Origin of the sequence: Hymenobacter sp. BT559, assembly GCF_016427535.1 — a bacterium.
Taxonomy (GTDB): Bacteria; Bacteroidota; Bacteroidia; order Cytophagales; family Hymenobacteraceae; genus Hymenobacter.
In genome coordinates this window covers 63,891-87,685 of the sequence record NZ_JAELXV010000008.1, presented here as the reverse complement: position 1 = coordinate 87,685, position 23,795 = coordinate 63,891, and the positions used below count along the sequence as shown (strand labels likewise).

Below are 23,795 nucleotides of genomic sequence, written 5' to 3'. Positions count from 1 at the left end.
TCAGATTTGATTTGTTAGAAACTACAAAGAGCCCCGCTGGACAATGTCCGGCGGGGCTCTTTTGTGTTGAGAGCAGTGGTACCTACATCAATAAAAAGCCCCGCCGGACATTGTCCAGCGGGGCTTTTGCTTTGCCAGCTTACCAAGGAAGATACCTAGGCAGCAGCGGCTTCGCGGGCGTTCATAATTTTTACCAGCCTGCCGCTGATGAGGAGCAGGATGGCCGCAGCCACGGCCGCCGACACGACGAATACCATAAAGAAGTCGTACAGGTTGGTAATCTGATAGCCCAGTATCACCGGTGCGGGAGCCGTAGACTTGGGGTCGGGGTAAAGGCTACTCATGTAGCCAGCCAAGTAGTTGGCCGCTGCGTTGGCCAGGAACCACACACCCATCAGCAGCGAGGCAAACTTGACGGGAGCCAGCTTATTTACCAGTGACAGGCCGATGGGTGACAAGCACAGCTCGCCGTAGGAGTGGAAGAAGTACAGCGCTACTAGGTAGAACATGCTCACTTTCACGCCCGGCTGCAAGCCCTTCACGCCGAAGCACATCACGAGGTAACCTAGGGCCAGCAAGGCAAGGCCGATGGCCATCTTTACTGGGGAAGGCGGCTCGTTGCCGCGCCGACCTAGGGCCGTCCATACCAGCGCCATGATGGGCGCGCCGCTGATAACAAAGAAAGCATTCAGGTTCTGGAAGATGCTGGGCGGCAGCGTAACGCCAAATAGGGTGCGGTCCATATTCTCCTTGGCGAAGAACGTGAGCGAAGCCGGCGCCTGCTCGAAGGCTGCCCAGAAGAACACCACGAAAAACGACACCACGAAAATGACCAACACACCTTGAATATCCGATTTACTCAGAGATTTATCACTGAAAATCATGTATGTGATGCCCACCACAGCCAAGCCCAGCAGCGGCGCGATGGTCGGAAACTTAGCCGAGTCGAGGTACAGGATACCTAGGGCTAAAACCAGCAGCACGGGCAGCAAGGCATAAATACCGTTTATGCCGCCGGAGTGCGCGGGCGTGATACCGACCTGCTGGCCCTGGGGCGTGTGCAGGTACCGGCCTTTGCCCCAGTTGAAGACCACCGTGCCCAGCGTCATAGCAATGCCGCAGGCGAGGAAGGCCCAGCGAAAGTCGCTGGCGTGGCCCGTATCGCCGATGAGGCTAGTAATGGTGTTGCCGATGAGCGACCCTAGGTTGATGCCCATGTAGAAGATGGTGTAGGCCGCATCCTTACGCTTGTCGGTGGGCGAGTACAGCGTGCCTACCATCGACGAGATATTGGGCTTGAAGAAGCCATTGCCCACAATCATGGCCCCTAGGCCTAAGTAGAGCAGCAAGTGGCTGAGCGGATGGGTGCTGGCCGGCCCGTAGTTGCTGGCCGAGGCAAATAAAATAAACTGCCCCAAAGCCATTAGCAGGCCACCGGTCAGGATAGAACGCCGGTTGCCCCAGTAGCGGTCCGAGATATAAGCTCCGATGAGGGGCGTCAGGTAAATCAGGCTAGTGTAGCCGCCATAGAACTTCGACGCGAAGGCTTTGTCCATGAACATGGCATCGGTCAGGAACAGCACCAGCACGGCGCGCATGCCGTAGTAGCTGAAGCGTTCCCACATCTCCGTGGCAAACAGCAGGTACAGGCCGCGCGGGTGGCTAGAAGAGGTAGCTTCGACATGTTGAGGCGGCTGCTCGTGCAGGTCGACGGGAGTTGGGTGCATGAAAAAGAAATAAAATGTAAAAAATGCGTACCTAGCGCCCGGCCGCGACTAGGCTTGGTAAAGCTAAGGAAACTTTGGGGGATGGGCGCACGCGCGCCGCACAGGGCTAGCGGCCTCGCCTGCGTGCTTAGCAGCCCACTAGGCGCAAAAAAGCCTTGCTGCCGGCACCGGTAGCAAGGCTTTCAAGATGAACTTACTTGGTAGGGATAACGCGCAGGCCTAGTAGCCGAAACGAGCGGCTATCGCGAAACACGGGCATCACGAGATAGCGTCCCGTGCCAGCGCGCAAATGGGCCCGGCCCATAAGGCTGTCTTCGTGGTGGCCCAGCAGCAAGAAGTCGCGCACGCGGCGCGACTGCGCATTGTAGGTAGCCAGCAGCAGCAGGCCTCCGGTACGAAATACTAGCAGCGAGTCGAGCCGGCCCCGTGCCGTGTGGAGCTGCGCGCCGACCTCACTGCTCGCAAACTGCTTGGGCAGCGGCTGCGGCGGACCTAGGCGGTGCCGCAGGGTGTCGATAGGTAAGCCAAGCAGCGCGGGCACATCGGTGGTGGCTGCTACCTGCACGTTCCCCACCCGAGGAACTACCCTAGGTGGCTCGTGCGAGCCCGAGCAGCTCAGTACGCCTAGGCCGCTGCTCAGAGCGGCCACCCACCGCACCGGCCCAGGCCGCTTGCGGCGGGGTGAGAAGGACATTAGCCTAGGTCGTTTTGGCGGGTTTGCCGGCCATTTCGCTCAGGTAGTGGCGCACCACGAGGGCGATGGACGCATACGACTCTTCGATGCGCGCCAGCGCATCTTGAGGCGACATCCAGCGCACCTCCTCAATGTACTCCTCGGTTTGCGGGCGCATCACCGAGTCGTCGAGGCACTTCATCACGTACCAGCTAGTTTTCTTGAGCATTTTATTGCCCTTGTAGGCGTAGGAGTGCCAGGTGCTGGGCAGCTTTTCGCCCAGCTCCACCTTAATGTTGCACTCCTCCTCTACCTCGCGTATGGCGCCGAGGGCCACGTCTTCGTCGCGGTTGAGCTTGCCCTTGGGCAGGTCCCACTTACCTAGGCGGTAAATCATGAGTACCTGGCCGTCTTTCACCACCAGTCCACCGGCGGCTTTGGCAATCTTAAACTGGTCTTTGAGGTGCAGAATCAAGTTTTTCTTTTTGCGCACCAGCAGCGTCAGCGAGTCAAGCTTTTTTAATTTTTTGACTTCCATCAGCCGCAGTAGGCGGTCGAGAAAGGCTGCCGTAGCGTCGCGTACCAGTACATCGCCTACTAGGTCCTTGCTGGTAAACTCGTCGGTGGCTTCAAGCACCAAGTCGTATTTGTGCTTGTACACCTTCTCGCTGAGCTTCTTAATAATCAGCGGCACGTCGTTGATGAAAACGTTCATCGGGAGAAATTCGGGAATGGAAAGCGGAAGCCCGCTACAGCGGGCTCCGGTGTGCCCCCATACGGTGGGGCGCGCTGCAAGATACACGCCGCCCGGTTTTCGCGCCAAGCAAGGCCGCCCGCTGCATCTTTGTGGCCTATGACGCGGATTGGCTTGCTTTCTGATACTCACGGTTACCTCGACGAACGAATTATTCACCACTTACAGGGCGCCGATGAAGTTTGGCACGCGGGCGATTTTGGCTCGGCCGAAGTACTAATGACCCTGGCAGGCGTGGCTCCGGTGTTTCGGGGCGTGTATGGCAATATTGACGGCCCCGAAATTCGCGGCACCGAGCCGCTGGTGCAAGACTTCACCGTAGAAGGGCTGCGGGTGTTCATGACGCACATTGGGGGCTACCCGGGGCGCTACGCGCCGCCGGCCCGCCAGCAGTTGGCTCAGACCCGCCCAGGGCTGTTTGTGGCGGGGCATTCGCACATCCTGCGCGTGATGCCCGATGCCCGCCTCAATCTGCTGCACCTCAATCCCGGCGCGGCGGGCATGCACGGCTTTCACAAAGTGCGCACCCTGCTGCGCTTCGGCATTCACAATGGCCACGTGGTAGATATGCAGGCCGTGGAGCTAGGGCCACGGGCACTGCCGCCCACGGCAAAGCGGCCTGCCTAGGCAAGGGCAAGGGCCGGGCGCGCTAGCCCTAGGTCAACAAAAAAGCCGCTCCTGGTAAGAAGCGGCTTTTTTGTTGACCTAGAAATGGTTGCCTGCCGAGGCTAAACCCTTTGCTTAAGCTTAGAGATGAATTTCGGGCTTGGGGTGCTCGCCTTCCTGGCCATCTTCGTTGACCGGCTTGGTTACAGCCTCGGCCTCGTCAAAACCTTCGGTACCGGTTTGGTTAACCTTGGCTTCTTCGTTTTTGGCGGGCTCAGTTGGCTGGGCTTCGGGCTGCGGCTTTTCGTCGGTGTTCAGCACGTGCTTGGCACCTTCTACTAGGTTGTGGGCAGCCTCCTGCACGGCGGCGGTTGCTTTTTCAACTACACTGTTGTGCGTTACGGCATCAGCCGCGTCGCTGGCTACTTGCTTTACCTTGTCGGCAGCGGCCGAAGCAGCGTGAGCTACTTTGTCGAGCAGGCCCTCAGCCTTTACGTCAGACTCAGGCTTTTTTTTTTCGCCGGCCTCCGCTGCGGGAGCCGACGTGGCAAAGCGTGATTTCAGCTCGTCCAGGTCCACGTTTTTCAGCACGGGCGTACGCAGCAAGTTTTTGATTTTGCGCGTTTCATTGTTGGCACGGGCAATGTTTTTGCGGTGCTTGCGCTTTAGACGGGTAACGGACATGGTTTCCGGGAGATGAGAGTTCTGAGGGGTACTTCTGGCAAATGAGGTGCAAAAATAAGGCGCTAGATTTGGAATTCCAAACCCTGTGCTAATAAGCGGTTGGCTTTTAGGGGGTAGCGGTCAGCGTTCTTTAGCAACGGCCGCTTCAACCCACTAAAAGTCAGCTGTCACCAGCTAAAAGTCCCTAGCTAAATGACTACTATTGACCTGCGCTCCGATACCGTGACGCGCCCCACCCCGGCCATGCTGGCCGCCATGCACGCCGCCGAAGTGGGCGACGATGTATACGATGAAGACCCCACCGTGCGCCGCCTCGAAACCGAGTTGGCCGCGCGCTTTGACATGGAAGCTGGCTTGCTTTGCCCCTCGGGCACCATGACCAACCAGCTCGCCATTATGGCGCACTGCGCGCCGGTGTCGGAGGTTATTTGCGAGGCCACGGCCCACGTGTACCTCTGGGAGGTAGGCGGCATTATGCACCACGCCCGCGCCTCGGTGGCCCTGCTGCCCGGCAATCGGGGCCGGCTATCGGCCAGCCAGCTCCCGGCAGTGCTACGGCCCGCGGGCAACGTACACTACCCCACTACCCGGCTCGTGTGCCTCGAAAATACCCACAACCGCGGCGGCGGCAGCTGCTACCAATGGGCGGACCTGGAAGAAATTGCGGCCTTCACCAAGCAGCACGGCTTGGCCCTACATCTCGACGGAGCCCGCATTTTTAATGCGCTAGTGTCCACTGGGCAGCGTAGCGAAGACTATGGCCGGCTGTTCGATTCTATCTCGGTGTGCCTGAGCAAGGGGCTGGGCGCCCCGGTAGGCTCGGTGCTGCTAGGCTCGCAAGAGTTTATTACCGGCTGCAAGCGGCTACGCAAGCTGTTTGGCGGTGGCTGGCGCCAAGCCGGCTACCTAGCCGCCGCGGGCCTGTACGCGCTGGAAAACAACGTAGTGCGCTTAGCCGACGACCACCACCGCGCCACGCAGTTAGCCGAGGCCCTGCGTCCCCTGCCCTACGTAGCCGAGATTTTGGAGCCCGAGACTAACCTCCTGCTTTTCCGCCTTGATGAAAGCCGCCTCACGGTGGCCGACTTCCTAGGTCGGCTCGAAGCGCAGGGCATCCGGGCCAGTGGCTTTGGGGGTAGCTGGGTGCGCTTCGTTACGCACCTCGACGTAGATGATGATATGGTAACACGCGTGGCAGCAGCCGTGGCCGGGCTGGCAGCCTAGGCTGCACAGTGGCACCTCCTTTCGTAGACGGGGCCAGGTTGACCTGGCCTCGTTTTCTTGGGTTGCTCAGGCCACTACATACTAAGGTATTAGGGAAGTAATGGGCGCCGCCAGAGCTTCGGCCAAAACGATGGCGGCTTGCTAACAGGCGAGCACAGACATTCGTAGTGTGTGCAGTGGTTGGCAAGGGCTAGCGGGTGCTCGCTGTCTATATTTTCCGTGTGCTATGAATTTCTTCGTTATCGCCGACATCCATGGCTGCCTGCATACGTTCCAGGAAATGCTGAGCCACTGGCGCCCGGCTGAAGAAACGCTGGTACAGCTCGGCGACTTGGTAGACCGCGGCAATTACTCACCCGAAACGGTGGCGCTGTGCCAGGAGCTTAGCCAAGATTTGCCGGATAAAACGGTGTTCTTGCAAGGCAACCATGACTGGGGGATGGCCGAGCACCTAGGACCCGAAGGCCCGTTTCCAGACTGGCTATTCTGGGGCGGCCAAGGCACCTTGCGGCAATATCGGCAGTACCCCGAGTGGCTGGCCCCGCACGCCGCTTGGCTGGCTGCCCGGCCGCTGGTGTGGCAAACCGAGCACGTGGTGTTTTCGCATGCGGGCTTTGCCGGGGTGGCCGACCCGTATGACCCGCTCAACCGCGATGGCCTACTGTGGCGGCGCGGCCCGCTGCTCAATACAGGCCCGCTGCAAGTGGTGGGCCATACCCCCACTGCCAACGGCATTTTTCATTACGACCGAGTGGCCAACGCTATTTATCTCGATACCGGGGCGGTTTTTGGGCGCGCGCTCACCGGGCTGCGCCTTAGTGAAACCGGCCTAGTGCTCGACACTGTTGTGGTACCTACCCACCCCGAAGATATCAATCGGGCAGAGGGTCGGCTTTCGATTTAGCCGTTAGTTATTGCCTTTTCATTTTGGAAACCATTCCTTCTACTCCCCACTGGCACGCCGCCGGCCTCGCCCACCTCACGCAGGCTGACCCTATTCTGGCCCAGGCCATTGCCAAGGTCACCACTCCGGTGCGGCCCGCCGCCCACGAAGACTTGTACCTGGCGCTGCTGCGCGCCATTGTCAGCCAGCAGATTTCGACTAAGGCCGCAGCGGCCATTTGGCGGCGCTTTACCGCCCTGTTTCGGCCCGATGGCTACCCCGAGCCCCGCGAGGTGCTGCGCCTCGAAGAAGACGAGTTGCGCGAGGCCGGCCTTTCGCGCCAAAAAATCGGCTACCTCAAGGCCATTGCCGACTACCAGGAGCGCGGCCTGCTCGACTACAAGCACCTAAGCCAACTCGATGAGGAGGCTTTCACCAAGCACCTCACCGCCATCAAGGGTGTGGGGCGCTGGACGGCCCAAATGCTGCAAATGTTTGCCCTCGACCAGCCCGATGTCTTTAGTGAGGGCGACCTAGGTATCCAGAATGCCATGCGTAAGCTCTACGGCCTTGAAGAAACCGGCCGCGCCCTGCACAAGCGCATGCTGGCCCTAGCCGAGCCTTGGCGCCCCTACCGCACGCTGGCTTGCAAGTATTTATGGCGCTCGCTCGACCCCACGCCGCCCATTAATGCCGACCTAGGCTGGGATAGCTAACGCAAGTGTATAGACGTTGCAAGCCATATCCAGCTAGCGGCTTGCCTATGCCCGCGGGCTACAAAGTCCGCGCTGCCGCCGCGCCACGCCAACCCCTCGGCCTATATTTGAGCTTTAAGCCCACGTTACCCACTCTCCCCGCCCTGCCCCAATGGCCGATTCCCACGCCGCCACGCCCACCCTGTCTAAACTCGACCAGCTTGCCGCCAAAAACCAGGAAGCCCTGCTTGGTGGCGGCCAGGCCCGCATCGACGCCCAACACAAAAAAGGCAAGCTCACCGCCCGCGAACGCCTCGATTTATTACTCGACGAAGGCTCGTTTGAGGAAATCGGCAAGTTTGTAATGCATCGCTCCAAGGACTTTGGCCTTGATAAAGAGTATTACCTAGGCGACGGCGTAGTGACGGGCTACGGCACGGTGCACGGCCGCCTGGTATACGTGTTCTCGCAAGATTTCACGGTATTTGGAGGCTCGCTCAGCGAAACGCACGCCGAAAAAATCGTCAAAATCATGGACTTAGCCATGAAGAATGGCGCACCCGTTATCGGCCTCAACGACTCGGGCGGGGCCCGTATTCAGGAGGGGGTAGTGAGCCTAGGTGGCTATGCCGACATCTTTTATAAGAATACGCTGGCCAGCGGCGTGGTGCCGCAGCTTTCGGCCATTATGGGGCCGTGCGCGGGCGGCGCAGTATACTCGCCAGCCATCACCGACTTCATCTTAATGGTCGAAAACACGAGCTACATGTTCGTGACCGGCCCCAACGTGGTGAAGACTGTGACCCACGAAAACGTGACCAGCGAGGAGCTAGGCGGCGCCAGCACCCACTCGGCCAAAAGCGGCGTCACGCACTTTACCGCGGCCAACGAGGTGGTGTGCATTCAGCAGCTTAAGCAGCTACTGAGCTACATGCCCCAAAACTGCGAGGAAACAGCCCCTAGCCTACCCTACCAGCCCCAGGCCGACGAAAGCCGCCCGGTGCTCGATGGCATCGTGCCCGACAATGCTAACCAGCCCTACGACATCCGCGAGGTGATTGAAGGCATCATTGACAGCGGCTCTTTTATGGAAGTGCACCAGAATTTTGCCGAGAATATTGTGGTGGGCTTCGCACGGCTGGCGGGCCGCAGCATCGGCATCGTGGGCAACCAGCCGGCCGTGTTGGCGGGCGTGCTCGACATCAATGCCAGTACCAAAGCCGCGCGGTTCGTGCGCTTCTGCGACTCGTTCAACATCCCGCTGCTGGTGCTCGAAGACGTGCCCGGCTTCCTGCCCGGCACTGACCAGGAGTGGCGCGGCATCATCACCAATGGCGCCAAGCTGCTTTACGCCTTCTGCGAGGCCACCGTGCCGCGCATCACCGTCATCACCCGCAAGGCCTACGGCGGGGCGTATGATGTTATGAACAGCAAGCACATCGGTGCCGACCTCAACTTTGCCTGGCCCACCGCCGAAATCGCCGTAATGGGCGCCAAGGGCGCGGCCGAAATCATCTTCAAGCGTGAAATCGCTCAGGCCGACGACCCTGAGGCCAAGCTACAGGAAAAGGTAGACGACTATCAGCAGAAGTTTGCCACACCTTATCGCGCCGCCCACCGCGGCTTCGTCGATGAGGTTATCCTACCCTCGCAGACGCGGCAAAAGCTGATTCGGGCCTTCAAAATGCTAGAGAATAAGGTAGACACCCTGCCGCGCAAAAAGCACGGCAACATTCCATTGTAATTGACTATGGATAGTGGGCAATGGCAATTAGTCAGTAATCTTTTCCTAGTCCCAGGAATTGTTGGCTTAATCATCGGCACACTACTTCGCTTCGAGGTAGGCCGCTGGCTACTAGGATTCTTACTGATACTGCTGCTCGTTTTTTCACTAGTTGAGGGAACCGGCGATTTACCCAGCATTGGTTCTGATACGCCGCTCCACAAAGTCAGTCGTTTTTTATTAATTGTCGGCGGTTGCTGCGTGCTTTTAGCTTTGCTCATCCGTTCTTTCACTCACCGGTGAATTAATTATTCCCTTACAAGACATGCGCCCTGAATCCTTCAAGTTTCTTGAAAACTACTTAAATAACCCTTCTCCTACCGGCTTCGAAAAAGAAGGCCAGAAGCTGTGGTTGGAGTACATCAAGCCTTATATCGACTCCTATTTTGTCGATACTTACGGCACGGTGGTAGGCGTTATCAATCCCGTCGCCAAATACAAGGTTGTCATTGAGGCGCACGCCGACGAGATTTCGTATTTTGTAAATTACATCACCAAAGAAGGCTACCTGTACCTGCGTCGCAACGGCGGCTCCGATGCCCTAGTGGCACCTAGCAAGCGGGTTAACATCTTCGGAGAGAAGGGTATCGTGAAAGGTATTTTTGGCTGGCCTGCCATCCACGTGCGCAAAATCGAACAGGATAAGGCGCCCACCATCGAAACCATCTTCCTCGACTGCGGCGCCTCCTCGGCCGATGAAGTGGCCGAACTAGGCATCCACGTGGGCTCGGTCGTGACGTTTGAAGACGAGTTTACGGTCCTCAACGACAAGTACTACGTGGGCCGCGCCCTCGATAACCGCGTGGGCGGCTTCATGGTGGCCGAGGTGGCCCGCATGCTGAAAGAAAACAAGAAGACGCTGCCCTTTGGCCTCTACATCGTAAATGCCGTGCAGGAGGAAATCGGCCTGCGCGGGGCCGAAATGATAGCCCACCGCATCAATCCCGATGTGGCCATCATCACAGACGTGACCCACGACAGCCAGTCGCCGATGTACGAGAAAAAAACCGCCGGTGATATCAGCTGCGGCAAAGGCCCGGTTATCACCTACGGCCCGGCCGTGCAAAATAACCTGCGCGACCTCATCATCAACACGGCCAAGGAAGCGGATATCCCGTTTCAGCGCGCTGCCGCCACTCGCGCCACCGGAACCGACACCGACGCCTTTGCCTACTCAGGCTCGGGCGTGGCGTCGGCGCTCATCTCCCTACCCCTCAAATACATGCACACCACCGTGGAAACGGTGCACAAAGACGACGTGCAGAACGTTATCAACCTGATTTACGAAACGGTGCTGCGCATTGAGGACAAGCAGGACTTCCGGTATTTCTCGTAATTATTGATTATTACCTTAAAAAGCGGCTGCACGTACTGTGCAGCCGCTTTTTTTGATTACTTGCGACTGCCATGGCTTACAACTCACACCAGCGCTGGGCTACCACAGTTGACCAAATGGGCCGGGAAGTACGCTTCCCATATCCGCCGTTGCGCATTGTGTCACTGGTGCCCTCCCAAACCGAGCTATTGTTCGACCTAGGCCTGCGCAAGCGGCTAGAGGGCGTTACTAAATTCTGCATTCATCCGCACTACGCACGCCACGCGGCTAGCGTAATTGGGGGCACCAAAAATTTTGACTTTATCAAAATCAGGGCCGCTCAGCCAGATTTAATTATTGGTAACAAGGAGGAAAATTACCAAGAAGGTATCGCGGAGCTGGCGCAGCACTACCCCGTGTGGATGAGCAACATCACCGACTTGCCCGAGGCGCTCGACATGATACGTGGCGTCGGCGCGATTACGGGTACTACTCATTTGGCCGCGCCACTGGCCGCTACCATCCAGAATGGGTTTGACCAACTGCTGGCTCCGGCCTTGGTACCAGCGGCCTATTTTATCTGGCGCAAGCCCTACATGGTAGCGGCCAGCGGCACGTTTATCGACGACATGCTGCGGCGGGCGGGCTTTATCAACGCATTTGCCCACCTAGGGCGCTACCCCGAGGTAACACCCGCGCAACTGGCGAAAGCCGCCCCAGCGCGCATTTTTCTGTCGTCCGAGCCGTATCCGTTTAAGGAAAAGCACTTGGCTGAATTTCAGGAGATTTGCCCACAAGCCCAAATCGAGGTGGTCGATGGCGAGCTCTTCAGCTGGTATGGTAGCCGGCTGCGGCTATCGGCCGCTTATTTCCAAACGCTGCAAACCACACCAGCTGCGGAATAAGCAGACGGGCAATACCTTGCGGCCGTAACCCTGCCCTACCCCTCGCCTCATGGACCAGCGCATCATCAACCTCTTCGACGAGTACACCCACCGCCCCCTATCGCGCAAAGAGTTTCTGGACCGACTGCTGGTGCTGGCCGGCAACGCGGCCCTCGCCGCCACGGCCCTGAACGTACTTGAGCCCGGCTATGCCCACGCCGCCACCGTGCAGCCCCTGGCCGAAAACCTGACCGAAGAAACCGTGACCTGGCCCGGCGACGGGGCTACTGTGAGCGGCTACCTAGTGCACGCCAAGGGTAAGAAAAAACGCGGCGCGGTGGTCGTCATCCACGAAAACCGGGGCCTCACGCCGCACATCAAGGACGTGACGCGGCGGGTGGCACAGGCCGGCTACCTCGCCCTAGGGGTCGATGCGCTGAGCGTGGTGGGCGGCACGCCCACCGACGAGGACCAGGGCCGCACGCTTATCGGGCAGCTCGACCCGGCCAAGAACCTGAACAACTACCTAGGCGCCCTTACCTACCTGCGCGCCCGCCCCGACTGCAACGGCCGCACCGGCTGCGTGGGCTTTTGCTGGGGCGGCGGCCTGGCCAACCAGCTCGCCGTGCACGACCCTACCCTCAACGCTGCCGTGGCTTATTACGGCCAGCAGCCCAAGGCCGAAGAGGTACCTCAAATAAAAGCCAGCATCATGCTGCACTACGGCGGCCTCGACCAGCGCATTAATGCCGGCATTCCAGCCTATGAAGCAGCCCTGAAAGCCGCCCACACACCCTACGAGCTGTTCGTGTACGAAGGCGTCAACCACGCGTTCAATAACGATACCTCGCCCGCCCGCTACAATGCCGAGGCCGCCAAGCTGGCCTGGGAACGCACGCTCCATCTATTTAAAGAGAAGCTGGGGTAAGTATTACTAGAGATGAAGCTTATCAGACCCCTACTATTTCCTCTTATATTTTCAGCGGCTTCATGCTATAAACCTTCTACTTGCCAGGTATATAAGAAAAGATTCTACAGTAAAGAAACTAATATCATTGTCTTAGACAAAGGACCTATTGGGAATGTCTTTATAGTCAAAGGCTTAAATCCCATAACAGGTGAAGAGACAGTTTACACAGACATAGATGGTATTTACAATTACTTATACAATAACTTGGAACTGGGTGACACAATTATCAAGACAAAGAGTAGTGCAACATTTATTATAAAGAAGAAGAAATCAAATATTTTAATTGCATATAATTGTTTGAATAGTGTTCACACGGGAGTCGGCAAACTAGATACTATACCCGAATTCACCTATGGAAAAATGATTATTGATACTATACCAAAAAGTAATTTGCATTAAAATACTAGCTACAGCAGCTTATCCGGCGTAATCGGCAGCTCCCGCACTCGCTTGCCCGTAGCGTGATACACGGCATTGGCAATGGCGGCGCAGAAGCCAACGATGCCGATTTCGCCCAGGCCTTTCGCGCCCATCGGGTCTAGGTGCGTATCGGGCTTGTCGATGAACAGCACGTCGATTTGCGGCGGAATGTCGGCGTTTACCGGCACGTGGTAGTTGGCTAGGTCGTGGTTGGTGATGCGGCCGTGGCGATGGTCGAGCACAGCGTCTTCCATCAGGGCCAGCCCCAGGCCCCAAGTGATGGCGCCGTACACCTGGCTGCGGGCGGTTTGGGGATTCATGATGCGCCCTGCGTCGATGGCCGACACTACGCGGCTCACGCGCACCTCGCCGGTGTGGGCGTGCACCCGCACTTCCACAAAACTAGCCCCGAACGACTTGCTTGATTTCTCCCCTTTCTCGGGCACCTCAGGCGCTTCGCGCACCACCTCGGCGGGCGCGGTGGAGTTGTTTGCTACTTGCTGGCGCAAAGCCGTGCAGGCCGCGTGCACCGCCGCGCCCACCGAGGCCACTGTGTGCGAGCCAAACTGGCCGGGCGCGGGTGGAAAAGCTGCATCGCCGAGCTCGAAACGCACTTTTTCGGGAGTGGTGCCGAAGGCATCGGCGGCTATCTGGGTCATTATGGTGGCGGTGCCGGGGCCCACGTCGGCGGTGGCGCTTTGTACCAGCAGGGTGCCATCGGGCAGCAGACGGGCGCGGGCGCTGGCCTTGGCGCGCACGGCTTTATAAATGCCCATGGCCATGCCCTGGCCCACCAGCCAGTCGCCGTCGCGGGTGGCGGCGGGCGCAGGCTGGCGGGTGGCCCAGCCAAATTTCTCGGCGCCGCGCTCGTAACACTCGCGCAGGTAGTTGGTGCTCCAGGGCCGGTCGCCATTGGGGTCTAGGTCGGCAAAATTCTTGAGGCGTAAAGCCAGCGGGTCCATGTTTAAGGCGTAGGCCAGTTCGTCCATGGCCGACTCCAGGGCAAAGGAGCCCGTGGTTTCGCCGGGGCCACGGGCCCAGCAGGGCGTACTCAGGTCGAGAGGCACGAGGTGGTAAGTCAGCTCGGCGTTGGGACAGCGGTAGCCCGACTTGGTGGGGTGCAGCGTGCGCTCGGTAAACTGCTCGTAGCGCGAGGTAGCCCCAAACACCTCGTGCGACACGCCCACCAGCGTGCCATCGGCCTGCGCCCCTAGGGACACGCGCTGCACCGAGCGGGGCCGATAACCCACCATGTTAAACTCCTTTTCGCGCTCATTCACCACCTTCACCGGCCGCCCCACCACCTTGGCCCCCAAGATGGCCGCCATCTCGGGCGGCCAGATACGCGAAGCGCCCCCAAACGCCCCGCCCACAACCGGCGAGTGCACCCGCACGCTTTCCTTGGGCAGGTTCCAGAGCTGCATCAGGTCCTTTTGAGCCAGGGTGGGCGCCTGGGTTTTGTTCCACACCATCAGCTGGTTGCCTTGCCACTCCGCAATGGCGGCGTGCATTTCCAGGGGGTTGTGTACCTGCAGGGGCGTCTGGTATTCGTGGGCAATTTGCACCGGGGCCGTTTTGTAGGCCTGGGGCTGGCCGCGGGTGTAGTCTTCGCTGCGCTTGGGGGTGTAGCGGTGCCCTAGGTTCTTCGTAATGTCTGTTTGATGCGCGGCCTGCTCGTAGGCCACGCGCACCAGCGCGGCAGCGTGCTGGGCCTGCGCTAGGGTGCTGGCAATGGCCAGGGCCACGGGCTGGTTATTATAATGAATTTCAGCGTCAAAAAACACGCGTAGTTGCTGGCCCTCCACCCGCTCATCGGGCCGGGGATTTTCGTAGCCGGGCACCCTAGGGGAGTTGAGATGCGATACGATGGCTAGCACGCCGGGTGCCTGGGCAGCAGCCTGCGTATCGAGATGCGTGATGCGACCCGCCGCGATAGTGCTGGTTACTAATACCCCATGCACGCAGCCCGGCACGGCGTGCTCGGCGGTGTAGCGGGCCTGGCCGGTTACCTTAAGGCGGCCATCGACGCGGCGGTGGGGCTGGCCAATATAGGGGGCTTGCATAGTGGGGCGAAACAGAATTTGCGGGAATGGAGAGACGGATATTTGCGTTCAGACGTTACGGTGCAGTTTTGCGGCGGTGCTACCTGGTCTGGCCGCCCGCCTGCGCTTTTTATGTGTTATGCCTTCTTTTTCTGCCGCCCAACTTGCACTTACTGAAGTACTGCGCCAACGCCTAGCGGCGGCAGGCTGCCAGCACGGCCGCTTCGACGTGAGCGAGCCAGGCGCCTGCCTTAGCCTTTCGGGGCAAAATACCGAGGGAAAAACGCTTTATTTCTGGGAGTTTAGCAAAAAATTTCACCTGCTCGTAAACGACTATCTCGCAGAGCAGTACGACGAGGACACAGCCCAACTCACTATTCAGCTTGACGTGGCCACGGCGCAGGCGCAGTACCTGCGCACGCCCAAGCCGGCCACCGTGGTGCCCGCCGCGCCCGAGTTGCTCGCCTCCCACGACCACACCCCCTACGGCCTGGCGCTGGCCGCGCAGGTAGCCGCTCGCCTCGACCTAGGCAACACCCTCGCACACAGCTGCCGCGGCTACGGGGGCATGGGCCTGGCCCGCGGCGCAAGCGCCGGGTACCAATACGGCGAAGTATGGGATGGCGCCCTATCGCCCAGCAAGACGTTCCCTACCTGGGCAGCCTTTGTGGCCTGGCTGGCCGCGCAGTCCGATTTTTCGCTGGCCGGACCCGAACCCCAAGGCGCCACCATTACCCAAACCATTACCCGCCAGCGCCTCACCGAACTGGTGCAGCGCGCTTAGGCAAGCGTAAGTAATGAAAGTTTGACTAGCCCAAATGTACTGAGCTAACATAAGAGGCAAGAAAGAGTCCCCGCCGAATCTAGTTCGGCGGGGACTCTTACAGATTATTTCCTAGGTACCTACTGCGGCTTAGCGGGTGTGGGCAGCGGCTTGCGGGGCAGCTTTTGGTCGCGCATGGCGGCGTTGTATACGAAGGAGGCCACTACTACCGAAGCCTGCTTGAGGTCGTCGGCCACGAGGCGGTCGTAGGTGTCTTGGTTGGAGTGGTGGGTGCGGGCAAAGTAGTCGAGCCCATCCTGAATAAACTGGAAGCCGGGCAGGCCCACCGCGTCGAAGGCCACGTGGTCGGTACTGCCAGTATTGCGCGAGGTTACGGTGGTGGCCCCTAGGTCGACAAACGGCTGCAGCCAGGCCGTAAAGATGGGCTTCACGGCCTCGTTGCCCTGGGCGTATATGCCGCGGATTTTACCGGCGCCGTTGTCAAGGTTAAAGTAAGCAGCCAGCTTCTCGTGGTCGGGCTTGAGCTGCATGGTGGCCGGGTCAGCAAAGTGATTTTTTACGTAGTTACGCGAGCCGTGCAGGCCCTGCTCCTCCTCGCCCCACAGCGCAATGCGGATAGTGCGGCGCGGCTTCAAGCCGCTGGCTTTCAAGATGCGCACGGCTTCCATCATCACGGCCACGCCGGCAGCATTGTCAGTGGCGCCAGTGGCCGAGTGCCACGAGTCTAGGTGGCCGCCGAGCATCACTACTTCGCTCTTGAGCTTCTTATCGGTGCCCGGAATTTCGGCTACCACGTTATAGCCCTTCAGGTCCTGGGTCTGGAAACGGGTTTTGGTTTCCATCTCTATCTCGACCGGGATGCCGGCCTCGGCAAGGCGGATGAGGCGTAGCTGGTCTTCGCTCGACATTTCAAGCTCGGGCAGCACGGGTTTGGCGTCGGCGGCGTAGGGCGCACCGTTGGTCGTGAACACAGTGCCATCGGTGCCGCGGCCAGCGCTGAGCACAGCGGCGGCGCCCTCGCTCATGAGCATAGCGCTGATTTTGGTGCGCATTTCACGCTGGGCCCGTAGGGTAGCCATGCGCTCGGCCATGGCGGGGTCGGTGGCCGGGCGGTTAGCGGCCGCGGCGGCTGTCGCGGCGGGGGCATCGGCCAGCTTCTGCAAGTCTTCCGCGGTCAGGCGCTTGGCATCGGGCTCAAAGCTGGGCTGCAAGGGCGCGGCCACGGGCAGCAGCACTATTTTGTCGCGCAGCTGGCCTTTGTATTTGTCTAGGTCAGCGTCGGTGGTGGCTTTTACCACTACCACCTGCTTGCGCAAGCTGCCGGGGGTGCTGGGCGTCCAGGCCTTGGGCACGCCTATCATGGCGTGGTAGTAGGGCGCGGTCATGGCCACGTAGCTCTTGTCAATGTCCCAGCCGCGGCCAAAATCACCCCAGGCCTCTACGTTGGCATTAGTGAGACCGTACTCGGTCAGGCGCTTTTTGGTCCAGGCGTTGGCGCGGGATAGGCCATCGGAGCCGGCCAGGCGCGGCCCGCACACATCGGTGAGATAGAAAGCGGTTTCCATCACCTTAGAGCGGTTCATGCCCTCGTCTTTGATTTTAGCTAAAGCGGCGGGGTCAACTTTCTCGGCCGTTTGGCTGGCGCCGTCTTTCGATTGGGCGAGGACTGGGGTGGCCAGCAGGCCAGCAGCGGCCAGCGCGAGGAAACGTTTCTGCATAAAAAAGTGGGAAGTGAATTGGTGGAGAAAAGCTACGGGTATTCCTAGAATGGAATGGACAAAAAAGCGGGCGCCCCGTTGCGTGGGGCGCCCGCTTTTGCTGGCTTTTCAATAAGCCATGCTTTATAGCTCCATAATGTCCTCATTCCAGAGCGTGGGCTCGGCTTCGATAAACTCCTGCATCATGGCCACGCACTCATCCGAGTCGAGGATGACCACTTCCACGCCGTGGCTTTCCAGAAATTCTTTCGACTCGCCAAAGGTGCGGGCCTCGCCTACTACCACTTTCGGAATCTTGAACTGCACGATGGTGCCGGCACACATATAGCAGGGCATCAGGGTAGTGTAGAGCACCGTATCGCGGTAGGTGCGCTGGCGGCCAGCGTTGCGCAGGGCGTCCATTTCGCCGTGGGCAATGGGGTCTAGCTCCTGCACGCGCTTGTTGTGCCCGCGCGATACCAGCTTGCCGTCGCGCACCAGCACCGAGCCAATGGGAATACCACCTTGCGAGCGCCCTAGGCGGGCTTCGGCGATGGCGGCTTGCATAAATTCATCCATAACATTTTAAGGATTTTGGTTAGAAATAAAGCTACCGTGTATGGTTTAAGCTTTGTTAGCGACTGCCATTTATTTGTGTATGCTCTTCTTAATCATTACGATAAGCAGAATAATTAGCACCATAAGTGCATTGAGCAGCAGTAGTACTGCCCAGGTATAGCGCGTGCGTAGCGGCGCGACTATGGCCCGGGCACTGGTCACGACCCACGCAATCACTACGAAAAGAGGTACTGTCGCTAATGCATGATTGATGACAAAATACGTGTTGTGCATCTGAATATCCAGCGTGCCTTGCCAGATGCTCCAAATGCCAGTTAGTAAGCCATATATCACCATTACCAAGGCGTAGCAACTGAGCAACCATAGCAGCTCAACTCTAATTGCTTTCAGACGCATCGCAAAGCGCTCTAGAAGCTCTGCACAATACTGTTATGCAGGGTACGCGGGCTCCAGTAGCCGCTGGCAATAATGCGCCGAATGGTGAAGAGCGGGTCTGTCTGGTCGCGCTTTTCGGCCAGCGAGAAGGCCGCCACGAAGCCGCGCTGCTTCAGCTCGGGAAAAGCCTGGGTGTTCCAGAGGCCGAAAGGATAGGCGAAGTACTTGATTTTCTTGCCCGTTATTTCCTCTAGCGTTTTGGTGGGCTTGTCGATTTGCGTCACCCAGTCCTGGCCCTGGTATTTTTTCACGTTGTGATGGTCCCAGGTATGCGAGCCGATGAGGTTGCCCTGGTCGGAGAGCTGCTTCACCATGTCCTTGGTCATGTAATGTGGGCGACCCAGGCTCACGGTCATCACGAAGTATACCGCCTTGTAGCCATACTTATCGAGCTCAGGCCGGGCGATGGTGAACTGGTCGAGGTCCGTGTCATCGAAGGTGAGCATGATGGGCTTGCTTGGCAGCTTGGCCCCCGTGGTGAGGTAGGCATAGAGCTGGTCGGGCAGAATGGTATGGTAGCCCGAGTCGGCCAGCATCTTTATCTGCGCCTTAAATGCAGCAATGGGTACGATGTAGTCTTTGGCACTCTTAGAGTCGCGCCCGGTCCAATCCCGAATCTGGTGATAGCACAGGATGGGCACCTGGGGCCGGGCCAGGATAGCGGCCGCGTCGGCCGCCTTAGCGGCCGGGATGGTGCTGGGGTCGGGCGCCGGGGTCGCGTTAGCTTCTTCGGCGGCTACGGCGGCAGCGCCGGAGGTAGGGGCCGTTTCCGGGTTTTTGAGGGCGGCCATCGCTTCGGCCGAAGGAGAAGTGCGGGCTTCGCCGGTGGTGGCGGTTTTGGTGTCGCAGGCAGTGAGGCTCAGCGCGGCCAGCAGGGCGGTGGCCGAAAATAAGTTTTTCAAGGAAATAGAAAAAGCGCCAACAAGAGGTGTGGGCGGTCGAAGTAGTAATTTCGTAACAAAACTAACGACCTCCGCAGCGGATGAACAACCTACACGGCACCGGCGTAGCCCTGGTGACGCCCTTTACCCCCAATTTTCAGGTAGACTATGCCGGCTGGCGCCGCCTGCTCGACCACACCCTGCAAGGCGGCGTGGAGTACCTGGTTATTAATGGCACCACGGGCGAGTCGCCCACCACTACCACGGCCGAAAAAGCCGAGCTGCTGCGCATCGCCAAGGAGCACGTGGCCGGCCGGGTGCCGCTGGTGTACGGCATCGGTAGCAACGACACCGCTGCCGCTGAAGCCATGCTGCACAGCACTGATTTAGAAGGCATCACGGCCATTTTGTCGGCCAGCCCTGCCTACAACAAACCCAGCCAGGCTGGCATCGTAGCGCACTACCAGCGCCTGGCCGATGCCGCGTCCCGGCCCCTGCTGCTCTACAATGTGCCCGGCCGCACCGGCTCTAATATGAGTGCCGACACTACCCTGCGCCTGGCCGAGCACCCCAACATCATCGGCATCAAGGAAGCCAGCGGCAACGTGGAGCAGTGCCTGGCCATCCTGGCTAAGAAGCCCGCCGATTTTCTTTTCTTGAGCGGCGACGACATGCTGACAGTTCCGCTCATCGCGTGCGGTGCTGTGGGCATTATTACCGTCCTAGGTAATGCTTTCCCACAGAAGTTTAGCGATATGACCCGCGCCGCCCTGGCCGGCGACTTCGCCCGGGCGCAGCAGCTGCTCTTCGGCTTCGTGGGCCTCAACCCACTCATGTATGAGGAGGGCAACCCAGTAGGTGTGAAAGCCGCATTGGCCCTGCAAGGCGTGTGCGGCGGTGAGGTGCGCCTGCCGCTGATGGCCGCCAGTGAGGGCCTGACAGCGCGCATCAAGGCGCTGCTATAATAGCCTAGGCAGGTTTTCTACGATTCCCAGCTGTTCGCCTTCGGGCTGAATAGCTGGGAATTCCTATTTTTGCTAACTCTATGAAATTTACCAAACTTACGGATACTATTTTCACTGTCGAAGACTTTCTAACGCGTCAGGAATGTCTCGACATGATTGTCAGAAGCGAAGGCGTAGGCTACGAACTGGCGCAAATTAATACAAGCAGCGGCAGCCGGGTGCGCACCGATATTCGCAACAACAGTCGAGCTTTTTACAAGAGCGAGGAGCTAGCCCAGGAGCTGTGGACGAAGATTCAACCCTTCGTTCTGACGCCACTGGCTGCCAGCACAGCTATTGGGCTCAATGAGCTGTTTCGGTTTTACCGCTACCAGCGCGGGAACCAGTTTAAAGGGCATTTCGACCAGAGTTACATCCGCAACGAACGGGAAGCCAGTTACTTCACCTTTATGGTGTACCTGAATGACAATTTTCAGGGTGGCAACACAACTTTCCAAAAGTTGCGAATACAACCTAAACAAGGTATGGCGCTTCTTTTCCTGCACGACCTCTACCACGAAGGCAGCGAAGTGACGCAAGGTGTAAAATATGTACTGCGGTCAGATATTATGTATCGAACTGACAACGAGCGCTCGACCTTTATCGACAACATCTAGCGGCTTAGCTTAACCAAGCGTAGTTTTCTAGCTAGTTGCCGGCTGATTAGCACCCGCCCGCTGCTCGGGTGCAAATGACTCGGCTTCCACAAAAATGCGCTTAAACTCGGGGTGTATGGCGCGGATGGCTTTTTCGAGCCGGCCCACGGCATCTTCTACCTGCTGGGCCGATAGGTCTTGCCGGAAGCGCACATCGAGCGCCAGAATGGCCTCGGCGGGACCTAGGTACATCGAAAGTGGCGGGCGCAGGCTGCGCACGGCGGGGTCGGCGGTGGCCAGCGCTTGCAGGCTGGCCAGAGTAGCCGCGTCTACACCTTCGCCCACCAGTAGGCCGCGGGTTTCTTTGAGCATGAACACCGCCATGCCGATGAGCAACACGCCAATGGCCACTGAGGCGCTACCGTCAAAGTACGGGTTATTAAGCAGATGGCCGAAGTACACGCCCCCTAGAGCAATGACCAGGCCCACGAGTGCGGCTAGGTCTTCGAGCAAAATGGCATACACGGCTGGGTCGCGGCTGGCGCGCAGGGCCTTCCAAAAGCTGGCGTCACCGCGCGTCTTATTAAACTCGCGGAAAGCTAGCGAGCAGGCAATGCCCTCGAACACAATGGCCAGGCCTAGCACCCAGTAATTCCAGGTGGGGTCGGTGAGCGGGGCAGGGTGCTGCAGGTGCGTGTAGCCCTCGTAGAGCGAGAGGCCGCCACCCACCGCGAAGATGAGCACGGCCACTATCATCGTCCAGAAGTACAGCTCTTTGCCATGCCCAAAGGGGTGCTCGGCATCGGCGGGGCGGGCGCTGCGCGAGAGGCCTAGCAAAATCAAGAGCCCGTTGCCGCTGTCGACGAGCGAGTGAATGCCCTCGGATAGCATAGCCGCACTACCCGTGAAAAACGCCGCCGCGAATTTGGCAATGGCAATGGCTACGTTGGCCGCAATGGCGCCGTACACCACTATTTTAGAAGAACTGCCTGCCATACTACTAGATGAGTTTTAAATGAACCGGTGGTACGCAGGCTACCTCGAAGGGTTATGGAGCGCAGCTGGCCTAGGCTAGCCTAGGTGCCCGCCAACAGACTATAGCGGCTGATACGCACTTCGGGCCCACCCGTCGCTTTGGGCCAATTGGTTTCGCGCAATCATTTTGGGCACTCGCTTGTTGTAGTAGCGCCCTAGGCTAAGGCCAGTGGGCACTTCACGCAACCGCTAGTAGGCGCAGCAATTGGCTTATCGGGCCGGCACAGCGCGTTTTTAGATATGAAAGCAGAATCTCCCTCTCAAGTAGCCTTTTCCGTGCTGGATTTGGCTGCCGTGGCCCAGGGTAATACCCCGGCCGACACATTTCGTAACAGCCTCGACCTGGCCCAACACGTCGAGAAGCTGGGCTACACCCGCTTCTGGCTGAGTGAGCACCACAACATGGCCGGCGTGGCCAGTTCGGCGCCGCCGGTGCTGATAGGCTACATCGCGGGCGGCACCCGCACGCTGCGCGTGGGCTCGGGCGGCATCATGCTGCCCAACCACGCCCCGCTGGTGGTGGCCGAGCAGTTGGGCACACTGGCTTCGCTTTACCCCGGCCGCATCGACCTAGGGCTGGGCCGCGCCCCCGGCACCGACCAAACCACGGCCCGCGCCATTCGGGGCGCGCGCTTCGGCGTCGAGCAAGATTTTCCGCGCGACATCCAGCAGTTGCAAACCTATTTCTCGGCCACCAATAGCACCAGCTCGGTGCGCGCCATTCCGGGCGAGGGGCTTGATATTCCGATTTATATACTGGGCTCCAGCACTGATAGCGCTTACTTGGCCGCGGCTATGGGACTGCCCTATGCCTTTGCCAGCCACTTTGCCCCCGGCCAACTGTTTGCGGCCCTGAAAATCTACCGCGAAAACTTCCGGCCTTCGGCCACGCTGGCCGCGCCGTACGTCATTACCTGCGTAAACGTGATTGCCGCCGACACCGACGACGAGGCCGACTACCTGTCTACCACCCTCAAGCAGATGATGCTAGGCGTGGTTACGGGCCAGCGCCAGCTCATGCAGCCGCCCGTTAAGGACATGAGCCAGCTCTGGTCGCCCGAGGTGGCGCAGTACGTGATGCAAATGCTCGCGGCTTCCTTCATCGGTAGCCCCGCCACGCTGCAAGAGGACCTAGGGGCCTTCCTGGCCCAAACGCAGGCCAACGAGATTATGGCTACCAGCCACATTTTCAGTCACGAAGCCCGCGTACACTCCTACGAGCTGCTGGCCGACACCATGCGCGTGCTCGGCCAGCTGCAAGCCGTAGAGCAGCTGGCTGCTTAACCTTATAAGCATAAGACAAACGACGGTCGGGCCACCCTAGGGTGGCCCGACCGTCGTTTTTTAGCGGGTACCGTTGACTGTGGGGCAGGCTGGCGCAGTACGCTTTCTTTGCGGCGCGGCCTCCACGCCCCAGGCTTTTCCGCTGCCCGCTCATTTATGAAACCCTCTTACTTTTTACCGGCCTTGCTGCTGGCTGCCAGCGCACAGGCCCAAATGCGGGTGAGCCCGCTGGCACCGGCGGCCGTGCCGGCCACTCTCAGGCATAGTGGCCACGTGGTGCAGGCCCTGCGCTATACCGACCGCACAGGTACCTACACCGTGCTGGCCACCGAAATTGGCCCCCGGCCCGACCCTGCCGCCCAAAGCACCGATGGCCAGCGCGCCGACCTCTACGCCTACCAGTACCCGGTCGCCGGCCCGGCGCCCAGCTGGCAGGTGCACGACTTCGTAGACGACTGCCCGCTTGACCTAGAGGCCACCTTTCGGCCCAACGGCCTCACCGTTACTGACCTAGACCAAGATGGCACGGCCGAGGTATGGCTGGTGTACCGCACCGTGTGCCGGGGCGACGTAAGCCCGAGCACCCAGAAAATTATCATGTATGAAGGCCGGCGCAAGTACGCCGTGCGCGGCACCAGCTGCCTCACCGTGGGCGGGCAGCCCGACGGCGGCAGCTACAGCCTCGATGCAGCCTGGCAAGCTGCCCCAGCGGCTTTTCGCCAGCACGCCGCCCAACTCTGGAAGCAGCACCGCGACGAAAAAATGGGCGACCAATAGGGAGAAAAGCCTGGAATACTAACGCTGCCTACCACGCGTTAACTAGCCTCACTTCTAGTACAT

24 protein-coding genes are annotated in these 23,795 nt (G+C 59.3%); 14 read left to right on the top strand and 10 right to left on the bottom strand.

Annotation, left to right across the window (positions count from 1 at the left end; all coding sequences use genetic code 11):
* Nucleotides 1–155 precede the first annotated feature (155 nt).
* From JAO77_RS21510 to JAO77_RS21500, 3 genes are all read right to left on the bottom strand, one after another.
* Entirely contained in the window at nt 156–1,727 is a 1,572-nt protein-coding gene (locus JAO77_RS21510; RefSeq protein ID WP_198992556.1) for a peptide MFS transporter, read from the bottom strand.
* Between the two features lie 193 nt (nt 1,728–1,920).
* Nucleotides 1,921–2,421, bottom strand: a complete 501-nt coding sequence (locus tag JAO77_RS21505; protein WP_198992554.1) for a hypothetical protein — start codon at nt 2,419–2,421, stop codon at nt 1,921–1,923.
* 4 nt (nt 2,422–2,425) lie between these two features.
* The gene (locus tag JAO77_RS21500; protein WP_198992552.1) at nt 2,426–3,115 is read right to left on the bottom strand and encodes an NUDIX hydrolase; all 690 of its coding nucleotides are present in this window, start codon (nt 3,113–3,115) and stop codon (nt 2,426–2,428) included.
* Between the two features lie 153 nt (nt 3,116–3,268).
* On the opposite strand from JAO77_RS21500, the gene JAO77_RS21495 reads away from it, so the two are divergent.
* A complete protein-coding gene (locus JAO77_RS21495; RefSeq protein WP_370550322.1) occupies nt 3,269–3,781 on the top strand; it encodes a metallophosphoesterase family protein in 513 nt (170 codons plus the stop codon).
* Between the two features lie 120 nt (nt 3,782–3,901).
* On the opposite strand, the gene JAO77_RS21490 is transcribed toward JAO77_RS21495, so the two are convergent.
* Nucleotides 3,902–4,444 (bottom strand): hypothetical protein, encoded by a 543-nt coding sequence (locus JAO77_RS21490; RefSeq protein ID WP_198992636.1) that lies wholly within the window; start codon nt 4,442–4,444, stop codon nt 3,902–3,904.
* Between the two features lie 192 nt (nt 4,445–4,636).
* Between JAO77_RS21490 and JAO77_RS21485 the strand changes: the two genes are divergently transcribed.
* The 8 genes from JAO77_RS21485 (at nt 4,637) to JAO77_RS21450 (ending at nt 12,597) form a co-directional block, all read left to right on the top strand.
* The gene (locus JAO77_RS21485) at nt 4,637–5,668 is read left to right on the top strand and encodes a threonine aldolase family protein (RefSeq protein ID WP_198992548.1); all 1,032 of its coding nucleotides are present in this window, start codon (nt 4,637–4,639) and stop codon (nt 5,666–5,668) included.
* A gap of 226 nt (nt 5,669–5,894) precedes the next feature.
* Nucleotides 5,895–6,572, top strand: a complete 678-nt coding sequence (locus JAO77_RS21480) for a metallophosphoesterase (protein WP_198992546.1) — start codon at nt 5,895–5,897, stop codon at nt 6,570–6,572.
* Between the two features lie 23 nt (nt 6,573–6,595).
* A complete protein-coding gene (locus JAO77_RS21475) occupies nt 6,596–7,267 on the top strand; it encodes a DNA-3-methyladenine glycosylase family protein (protein WP_213019460.1) in 672 nt (223 codons plus the stop codon).
* Nucleotides 7,268–7,418: 151 nt separating this feature from the next.
* On the top strand, nt 7,419–8,990 hold the full coding sequence (locus JAO77_RS21470; protein ID WP_198992545.1) for an acyl-CoA carboxylase subunit beta: 1,572 nt from the start codon (nt 7,419–7,421) through the stop codon (nt 8,988–8,990).
* Nucleotides 8,991–9,294: 304 nt separating this feature from the next.
* Nucleotides 9,295–10,365: a M42 family metallopeptidase gene (locus JAO77_RS21465; RefSeq protein ID WP_198992543.1), complete on the top strand. Its 1,071-nt coding sequence runs from the start codon at nt 9,295–9,297 to the stop codon at nt 10,363–10,365.
* Between the two features lie 71 nt (nt 10,366–10,436).
* Nucleotides 10,437–11,249: a helical backbone metal receptor gene (locus tag JAO77_RS21460; RefSeq protein WP_235998552.1), complete on the top strand. Its 813-nt coding sequence runs from the start codon at nt 10,437–10,439 to the stop codon at nt 11,247–11,249.
* Between the two features lie 49 nt (nt 11,250–11,298).
* Nucleotides 11,299–12,156, top strand: a complete 858-nt coding sequence (locus tag JAO77_RS21455) for a dienelactone hydrolase family protein (protein ID WP_198992541.1) — start codon at nt 11,299–11,301, stop codon at nt 12,154–12,156.
* 12 nt (nt 12,157–12,168) lie between these two features.
* Entirely contained in the window at nt 12,169–12,597 is a 429-nt protein-coding gene (locus tag JAO77_RS21450; RefSeq protein WP_198992540.1) for a hypothetical protein, read from the top strand.
* Between the two features lie 8 nt (nt 12,598–12,605).
* Here JAO77_RS21450 and JAO77_RS21445 read toward each other — a convergent pair whose 3' ends face one another.
* A complete protein-coding gene (locus JAO77_RS21445) occupies nt 12,606–14,681 on the bottom strand; it encodes a xanthine dehydrogenase family protein molybdopterin-binding subunit (RefSeq protein ID WP_198992538.1) in 2,076 nt (691 codons plus the stop codon).
* 118 nt (nt 14,682–14,799) lie between these two features.
* On the opposite strand from JAO77_RS21445, the gene JAO77_RS21440 reads away from it, so the two are divergent.
* Nucleotides 14,800–15,444 (top strand): hypothetical protein, encoded by a 645-nt coding sequence (locus JAO77_RS21440; RefSeq protein WP_198992536.1) that lies wholly within the window; start codon nt 14,800–14,802, stop codon nt 15,442–15,444.
* A gap of 119 nt (nt 15,445–15,563) precedes the next feature.
* Here the strand turns inward: JAO77_RS21440 and JAO77_RS21435 are convergent, their stop codons facing one another.
* The 4 genes from JAO77_RS21435 to JAO77_RS21420 all read right to left on the bottom strand — a co-directional run bounded on the left by JAO77_RS21435 (nt 15,564) and on the right by JAO77_RS21420 (nt 19,057).
* On the bottom strand, nt 15,564–17,162 hold the full coding sequence (locus JAO77_RS21435; protein ID WP_198992534.1) for a M28 family metallopeptidase: 1,599 nt from the start codon (nt 17,160–17,162) through the stop codon (nt 15,564–15,566).
* A gap of 123 nt (nt 17,163–17,285) precedes the next feature.
* A complete protein-coding gene (locus JAO77_RS21430) occupies nt 17,286–17,720 on the bottom strand; it encodes a nucleoside deaminase (RefSeq protein ID WP_198992532.1) in 435 nt (144 codons plus the stop codon).
* A gap of 69 nt (nt 17,721–17,789) precedes the next feature.
* Nucleotides 17,790–18,080 (bottom strand): hypothetical protein, encoded by a 291-nt coding sequence (locus JAO77_RS21425; RefSeq protein ID WP_213019459.1) that lies wholly within the window; start codon nt 18,078–18,080, stop codon nt 17,790–17,792.
* A 47-nt stretch (nt 18,081–18,127) separates the two neighbouring features.
* A complete protein-coding gene (locus JAO77_RS21420; RefSeq protein WP_235998551.1) occupies nt 18,128–19,057 on the bottom strand; it encodes a polysaccharide deacetylase family protein in 930 nt (309 codons plus the stop codon).
* 80 nt (nt 19,058–19,137) lie between these two features.
* On the opposite strand from JAO77_RS21420, the gene dapA reads away from it, so the two are divergent.
* Nucleotides 19,138–20,001 carry a 4-hydroxy-tetrahydrodipicolinate synthase gene (dapA, locus tag JAO77_RS21415; RefSeq protein WP_198992528.1) on the top strand — a complete coding sequence of 288 codons (864 nt, stop codon included), beginning with the start codon at nt 19,138–19,140 and terminating at the stop codon, nt 19,999–20,001.
* Nucleotides 20,002–20,081: 80 nt separating this feature from the next.
* Nucleotides 20,082–20,657 carry a 2OG-Fe(II) oxygenase gene (locus JAO77_RS21410; protein WP_198992526.1) on the top strand — a complete coding sequence of 192 codons (576 nt, stop codon included), beginning with the start codon at nt 20,082–20,084 and terminating at the stop codon, nt 20,655–20,657.
* A 27-nt stretch (nt 20,658–20,684) separates the two neighbouring features.
* On the opposite strand, the gene JAO77_RS21405 is transcribed toward JAO77_RS21410, so the two are convergent.
* Nucleotides 20,685–21,632 (bottom strand): cation diffusion facilitator family transporter, encoded by a 948-nt coding sequence (locus tag JAO77_RS21405; protein WP_213019458.1) that lies wholly within the window; start codon nt 21,630–21,632, stop codon nt 20,685–20,687.
* 279 nt (nt 21,633–21,911) lie between these two features.
* Here JAO77_RS21405 and JAO77_RS21400 point away from each other — a divergent pair, with 279 nt between their 5' ends.
* Both JAO77_RS21400 and JAO77_RS21395 read left to right on the top strand, forming a co-directional pair.
* Nucleotides 21,912–22,955, top strand: a complete 1,044-nt coding sequence (locus JAO77_RS21400; protein ID WP_198992525.1) for an LLM class flavin-dependent oxidoreductase — start codon at nt 21,912–21,914, stop codon at nt 22,953–22,955.
* A 156-nt stretch (nt 22,956–23,111) separates the two neighbouring features.
* Nucleotides 23,112–23,732, top strand: a complete 621-nt coding sequence (locus tag JAO77_RS21395) for a M949_RS01915 family surface polysaccharide biosynthesis protein (protein WP_198992523.1) — start codon at nt 23,112–23,114, stop codon at nt 23,730–23,732.
* Nucleotides 23,733–23,795 lie beyond the last annotated feature (63 nt).

Coding starts and splice junctions, on each gene's coding strand:
- JAO77_RS21510 (WP_198992556.1), bottom strand. CDS start 1,727: ATGCACCCAACTCCCGTCGACCTGCACGAGCAGCCGCCTCAACATGTC.
- JAO77_RS21505 (WP_198992554.1), bottom strand. CDS start 2,421: ATGTCCTTCTCACCCCGCCGCAAGCGGCCTGGGCCGGTGCGGTGGGTG.
- JAO77_RS21500 (WP_198992552.1), bottom strand. CDS start 3,115: ATGAACGTTTTCATCAACGACGTGCCGCTGATTATTAAGAAGCTCAGC.
- JAO77_RS21490 (WP_198992636.1), bottom strand. CDS start 4,444: ATGTCCGTTACCCGTCTAAAGCGCAAGCACCGCAAAAACATTGCCCGT.
- JAO77_RS21485 (WP_198992548.1), top strand. CDS start 4,637: ATGACTACTATTGACCTGCGCTCCGATACCGTGACGCGCCCCACCCCG.
- JAO77_RS21480 (WP_198992546.1), top strand. CDS start 5,895: ATGAATTTCTTCGTTATCGCCGACATCCATGGCTGCCTGCATACGTTC.
- JAO77_RS21470 (WP_198992545.1), top strand. CDS start 7,419: ATGGCCGATTCCCACGCCGCCACGCCCACCCTGTCTAAACTCGACCAG.
- JAO77_RS21465 (WP_198992543.1), top strand. CDS start 9,295: ATGCGCCCTGAATCCTTCAAGTTTCTTGAAAACTACTTAAATAACCCT.
- JAO77_RS21460 (WP_235998552.1), top strand. CDS start 10,437: ATGGCTTACAACTCACACCAGCGCTGGGCTACCACAGTTGACCAAATG.
- JAO77_RS21455 (WP_198992541.1), top strand. CDS start 11,299: ATGGACCAGCGCATCATCAACCTCTTCGACGAGTACACCCACCGCCCC.
- JAO77_RS21450 (WP_198992540.1), top strand. CDS start 12,169: ATGAAGCTTATCAGACCCCTACTATTTCCTCTTATATTTTCAGCGGCT.
- JAO77_RS21445 (WP_198992538.1), bottom strand. CDS start 14,681: ATGCAAGCCCCCTATATTGGCCAGCCCCACCGCCGCGTCGATGGCCGC.
- JAO77_RS21440 (WP_198992536.1), top strand. CDS start 14,800: ATGCCTTCTTTTTCTGCCGCCCAACTTGCACTTACTGAAGTACTGCGC.
- JAO77_RS21435 (WP_198992534.1), bottom strand. CDS start 17,162: ATGCAGAAACGTTTCCTCGCGCTGGCCGCTGCTGGCCTGCTGGCCACC.
- JAO77_RS21430 (WP_198992532.1), bottom strand. CDS start 17,720: ATGGATGAATTTATGCAAGCCGCCATCGCCGAAGCCCGCCTAGGGCGC.
- dapA (WP_198992528.1), top strand. CDS start 19,138: ATGAACAACCTACACGGCACCGGCGTAGCCCTGGTGACGCCCTTTACC.
- JAO77_RS21410 (WP_198992526.1), top strand. CDS start 20,082: ATGAAATTTACCAAACTTACGGATACTATTTTCACTGTCGAAGACTTT.
- JAO77_RS21405 (WP_213019458.1), bottom strand. CDS start 21,632: ATGGCAGGCAGTTCTTCTAAAATAGTGGTGTACGGCGCCATTGCGGCC.
- JAO77_RS21400 (WP_198992525.1), top strand. CDS start 21,912: ATGAAAGCAGAATCTCCCTCTCAAGTAGCCTTTTCCGTGCTGGATTTG.
- JAO77_RS21395 (WP_198992523.1), top strand. CDS start 23,112: ATGAAACCCTCTTACTTTTTACCGGCCTTGCTGCTGGCTGCCAGCGCA.